This is a genomic window from Kordia sp., assembly GCF_045105435.1.
GTDB lineage: Bacteria > Bacteroidota > Bacteroidia > Flavobacteriales > Flavobacteriaceae > Kordia.
In genome coordinates this window covers 1-5,420 of record NZ_JBGCDL010000101.1, presented here as the reverse complement: position 1 = coordinate 5,420, position 5,420 = coordinate 1, and the positions used below count along the sequence as shown (strand labels likewise).

Here is a 5,420-nt window from a genome sequence, read left to right as displayed (position 1 = left end):
AATAACACCTACATCACCATCGTTACAAGGATTGATTGCATTTCGTTTGGTAAATGGTGTGTCATAATTGTTGCTTCGTTGTACCACGCCATTGCAATCGACCATAACCATGAGACTTCCGCCACAACAAGCATTTCCACTTGGACGATGTCCGTCTGCATATTGCGGACCGCAACCACAATCAGTAAAACTCCAACTTACAGCACAATCGTCATTGGCATCTACTAATTCGCCGCCGCCAGTTGTATTGTTATAATAATTGTTACCGTATTGTTGTTGTTCGTCTTCGTTTGTTCCGCTTGAAGTTGAAGTGTTAGCGTCAGAACCGCCCGTATTGGAAGTATTTGTATCATCTGATGGTTCGGGTTCATCATCTGTTGGACATGGCGCTAAATTGCCTGTATCGTCAATTACTGTATTATTTTCAATAGTCATGCTACCAATAGATTCGCCAGCGCTATTAAAGGTTTCAATGGTTCCGTTGAATTGATTAAAATCGATTGCTGTTTTATCTTCATTGTATGGAATTTCCCCATTGAACGTATATTTTAAGAAGTATTCGTAGGTTGTATCTCCTTTTTCAACAATAATTACATTGACAATTGTATTTTCTTCTTGATACGGTGAAATGACTTTAAATGTATGTTTGGTCGTAGTTTCATTGTGTACAATAATTTCTTTACTGGTGTCAATGATACCGAGTTCTGTAGATTTACTAAGAATAGAATTTTGAGAAAACGCCACTCTACCTTTACGTTGCACGATAGTAAAAGCATTGTTTGTTTTCATCTTGATAAAGTTTACGGCTTTTTTTGAAACCTGATTTCCCTCTTTGTACTGAACTTTTGGTTGTGGGATTGTCAACTTGCTTTCTTGATGATAGTTCTCTTTGAAATCATCTGTTTCGCAAGAGAAAAGTATCAGTAAGCAATATAGTTTAAGAATATTTCTCAAAAGTGTATAAATTTTACACTTACAATGTTAGAAATATTCCTACTAATATACTTACGGAAATCCGTAATGTCAAGATTTTTTTTGTTTATTTGAGCTTTACTGCCGTTCCTGTGACGCTTACCATTACTGCGCCTCCAGCACTTATTTCCATATCTACAGCAATACCAACTACGCCATCTGCAGCAAGTTTTACGGCATTGTCATGTAATTTTTGAAATGTTTTTTCTTTTATTTCTTCTATAGCGCCTTCTATTTGTGAATAGTATTTTTTCATGTTGAACATATCTTTGAACGACATGCCTTTGTATGAGTAATTTACGCTATAGGTCATTCCGGAAACTAAGCCTAAGTATTCTGTAATTTCTCTGTTTTGAAAATTGTCGGTTGTAGTGAAAATCATAATGGATTTGTGATTTTTGATTGTTGATATACGATTTTTGATTGTTTGATACGTTAGTGTCTGTTTTTGAGAAATGTTACAAAAATATAGTATTGAGAAGCCTTATTTATTATTAGAGAAATAGATTTTAAATTTTATTGATATTGATTATGAAATACTGAATGTACTTAGAAAAATCTCAATACTCACTACTAATTTCTCAGTACTTTTTATTTCGCGTTAAGGATAGAAGCGGCATCCTTTTTAATTTTTTGATACGTCATTACGAGGAGAAAACGACGAAGTAATCTGTTTGTTTAAGAAACAGATTGCCACAAATTTTTTATAAAAATTCTCGCAATGACTAGTATTTTAAAAAGATATAGCGGATAGCCTGACCGTTTACGGGAACGCCCAAATTTTATGCTTCTACATCTACACGTTTTCCAACGAGATCGAAATCTAAGTGACGTTTTACTAAGTCCGTATTTTTTACTTTTACAATAACCTCATCTCCAAGTTGATATATGTTTTTAGTGACTTCACCAATTATAGCATATTGCTTTTCGTCGAAGTTGTAATAATCGTCTTTGATATCGCGAATACTTACCATTCCTTCACATTTGTTAGCAATGATTTCTACGTAAACTCCCCATTCAGTCACACCCGAAATTACTCCTACAAATTCTTCATCTTTATGATCTTGCATGAATTTTATTTGCATGTACTTCGTAGAATCGCGTTCAGCTCTTGCAGCCAAACCTTCCATGTTTGATGAATGCTCACATTTTGCTTCGTATTCTTCTGCATTTGCAGATTTTCCGCCATCTAAATAGTGTTGTAATAAACGATGTACCATAACATCAGGATAACGACGAATTGGCGATGTAAAGTGCGAATAGTAATCGAATGCCAAACCGTAATGACCAATGTTATCGGTTGTGTATTTTGCTTTGCTCATACTACGAATGGCAAGCGTATCAATCATGTTTTGTTCGCCTTTCCCTTTTACATCTTCTAGTAATTGGTTTAGTGAACTTGTGGTAGTTTTTTTAGATTGTAAGTTTAATGAATATCCAAATCGAGAGATTATATTTTGCAAATTCCCTAATTTTTCTGAATCTGGTTCGTCATGAATACGGTATACAAAGGTTTGTTTTGGTTCTCGTTTTCCAATGAAAGCTGCTACGCGTCTGTTAGCAAGTAACATGAACTCTTCAATCAATTTATTTGCGTCTTTTTGCGTTTTGAAATAGACACCTTCTGGATTTTTGTTTTCATCTAAGTTGAAACGAACTTCTACTTTGTCAAATGAAATGGCACCTTGTCGCATACGTTTGCCACGCATAATTTTGGCTAATTCATCAAGTTTTAAGGTTGCTTCAACAATGGCTTTGTCTACTTTGTACGCTTTTCCTGTTAAAGATATTTCCGCAGGAATTTCATCACCTTGTGTTTCAATGATTACTTGTGCTTCTTCATACGCAAATCGCTTGTCGGAATAGGTAACTGTACGTCCAAACCATTCGTTGATTACTTCTGCTTTTTTGTTGATTTCAAAAACTGCTGAGAAGGTATATTTTTCTTCATTTGGACGTAATGAACACGCGCCATTTGAGAGTATTTCTGGTAACATTGGTACAACTCTGTCTACTAAATATACTGAAGTTGCACGTTCGTATGCTTCATCATCTAATACAGTTCCAGGTTTTAGATAGTGCGAAACATCGGCAATGTGAATTCCGATTTCGTAGTTTCCATTTTCTAATACTTGATATGATAACGCATCATCAAAATCTTTTGCATCTTTTGGATCAATCGTATACGTTAACACGTCGCGCATGTCTCTACGTTTTTTGATTTCATCTTCTTGAATAGATGTGTCTAGTTTGTTTGCGTATTTTTCTACGTTTTCTGGAAATTCGTACGGCAATCCGTATTCTGCTAAAATCGAATGGATTTCAGTATCGTGTTCTCCTGGTTTTCCAAGTACTTGTGTTATAATTCCGAAAGGAGAATCCGCTCTCGCTGGCCAATCTTCAATTTCAACTAATACTTTATCACCATCTTGTGCATTGTTTATTTTGTTTTTTGGAACAAAAATATCCGTGTACATTTTTTGATTGGAAACAACCACAAAAGCAAAATTTCTTTGCATTTGTAATACACCCACAAATTCGGTCTTTTTACGTTTTACAATGTTTGTAATTTCACCTTCTGGTCTGTTATTTTTTCTGCGTTTGTACACATATACTTCAACTTCATCGCCATTTAAAGCTCTGTTTAGTTTGTTGTTTGGTACAAAGATATCTTCTTCAAAATCTTCACAAATTACATATCCTTGTCCGCGTGCTGTTATATCTGCAATTCCAGTATAGTATTCTGTACTGCCAACTACGCGGTATTTTCCACGATCAATTTCCTCAATTTTTTGTTTTGCTTTGAGTTTTTTGAGTGTTTTTATAATTTGATTTCTTCCGCTAGTATCTGTAATGTTTAGTTTGGAAGCTATTTGTTTGTAGTTGTAAACTTTGTTGGAAGATTTTTTAAATATTTGAAGGATCGCATCTGTTAGATTTGGAATTTTATGCGATTTCTTTTTTTTCTTTCTTGTCATTATATCATTCTGTTTTACACGATTTCGTGTATATTTTCGGTTTGTTATTATTATTATTTGATTGTGTAAAAAGCATACCGAAATTGCTTTTTTATTGAATTTTACTCGATAATCGAGATTTAACGATTCTAAGTTTAGCGCTTTTTAACTCTTGAAAAGTACAAATTAATTCTGTCAGGAATGTTGCTGTTTTAGAAATTAACGATTTCTTAGTAAACACAACGAGTAGGAGAGAAGTATTAATAAATTCTGATGCAAATATACAAATATTTTACAATTCGTATTTTGCAACACATTAAATTGGTGTTATGTATGCGTAAAGAGAACTGGTTTTTGATTGTGAATCCGACTTCGGGAAGCTTCTCAGGAAAACGAAAATGGAGAAAAATTGTAGCTACTTTTGAAGCTTTAAATATTCCTTTTGAATTTGAGTTTACCACAAAACCTCAACATGAATACGAACTTGTTATTGAAGGTTTAAAAAAAGGATATCGAAAGTTTGTAAGTATTGGTGGCGATGGAACTTTGCATCATATTGTAAATGGTTTGATGCAACAAAAAATTGTTTCACTTCAGGAAATAAAGTTAGCCGTAATTCCTTTAGGAACGGGAAATGATTGGGTAAAAACCTATAAAATTCCAAAGAATATTACCAAAGCAATTCAAATTATTAAAGAGGAACATACTATTTTTCAAGATATTGGAAAGCTTTCTTTGTTGAATGTTGATAAAACTGTGTTTTTTAATAATGTTGCCGGATTGGGTTTTGATGGGTATGTGGTAAAACGCAACGAACGATTAAAATTTTTAGGCGCTGCTTCTTTTTTGGTATCTACCGTTTTAGGTTTGATGCGTTATAAAGCAACTGAATTTACTATTAAAAGTGCTGAAAAACAATTAACAAGCAAATCGTTGTTAACAATTGTTGGCATTTGTCAATATTCTGGTGGCGGCATGCAATTGACAAAAGATGTGGCTTCAGCTGATGGATTGTTTGATATTTCGGTAGCGAAACATTTTACACTTTTTAACCTACTTAGAAACGTTTTTGGTTTGTTTAACGGTCAAATTGTGAATCATTCCAAGGTAGAAACTTTTAAAACAGATTCGATTACTATTGAAACTTCTCAAAAAAAGGTGTATATTCAAGCAGACGGTGAATTGATTGGAACTGGCGGTTTTACTGCCACTATTTTACCAAAAACGTTGCAATTTGTAGTTCCTTAATTTTTTTATTACACTCAAAGTGATCGTATTTTTTGATCCTATTTTGTATTGAAAATCCATTGAATATGACAGTTTAAATTTTAGAAAAGGTTAAACAAAAAGTCGATTTTCTTAAAAAAAGTTAAAGAAATCTTAAAAAAAGTGTAACATATCGGTTTTTCTCTCGTCTATAGAATAAGTGCCAAATCAATTTTGGTCCAGAAATTATAAAATATTATACTGTGAAACGAGTGTATAAAGTTA

General features: G+C 33.4%; 4 protein-coding genes. 1 reads left to right on the top strand and 3 read right to left on the bottom strand.

Features of this window, described 5'->3' with window-relative positions; translation table 11 throughout:
- The 3 genes from AB8B65_RS05020 to rnr form a co-directional block, all read right to left on the bottom strand.
- The coding region (locus AB8B65_RS05020) for a hypothetical protein (protein ID WP_405299762.1) at positions 1 to 789 on the bottom strand (789 nt) is incomplete at its 3' end.
- A 250-nt stretch (positions 790 to 1,039) separates the two neighbouring features.
- Positions 1,040 to 1,354 (bottom strand): YbjQ family protein, encoded by a 315-nt coding sequence (locus AB8B65_RS05015; protein WP_405299761.1) that lies wholly within the window; start codon positions 1,352 to 1,354, stop codon positions 1,040 to 1,042.
- Between the two features lie 400 nt (positions 1,355 to 1,754).
- Entirely contained in the window at positions 1,755 to 3,950 is a 2,196-nt protein-coding gene (rnr, locus tag AB8B65_RS05010) for a ribonuclease R (RefSeq protein WP_405299760.1), read from the bottom strand.
- A gap of 312 nt (positions 3,951 to 4,262) precedes the next feature.
- Between rnr and AB8B65_RS05005 the strand changes: the two genes are divergently transcribed.
- Positions 4,263 to 5,177: a diacylglycerol/lipid kinase family protein gene (locus AB8B65_RS05005; protein ID WP_405299759.1), complete on the top strand. Its 915-nt coding sequence runs from the start codon at positions 4,263 to 4,265 to the stop codon at positions 5,175 to 5,177.
- Positions 5,178 to 5,420: the final 243 nt, after the last annotated feature.

Bases quoted from the DNA above. Each gene is read 5' to 3' on its own strand.
- AB8B65_RS05015 (WP_405299761.1), bottom strand. From the start codon at position 1,354: ATGATTTTCACTACAACCGACAATTTTCAAAACAGAGAAATTACAGAA.
- rnr (WP_405299760.1), bottom strand. From the start codon at position 3,950: ATGACAAGAAAGAAAAAAAAGAAATCGCATAAAATTCCAAATCTAACA.
- AB8B65_RS05005 (WP_405299759.1), top strand. From the start codon at position 4,263: ATGCGTAAAGAGAACTGGTTTTTGATTGTGAATCCGACTTCGGGAAGC.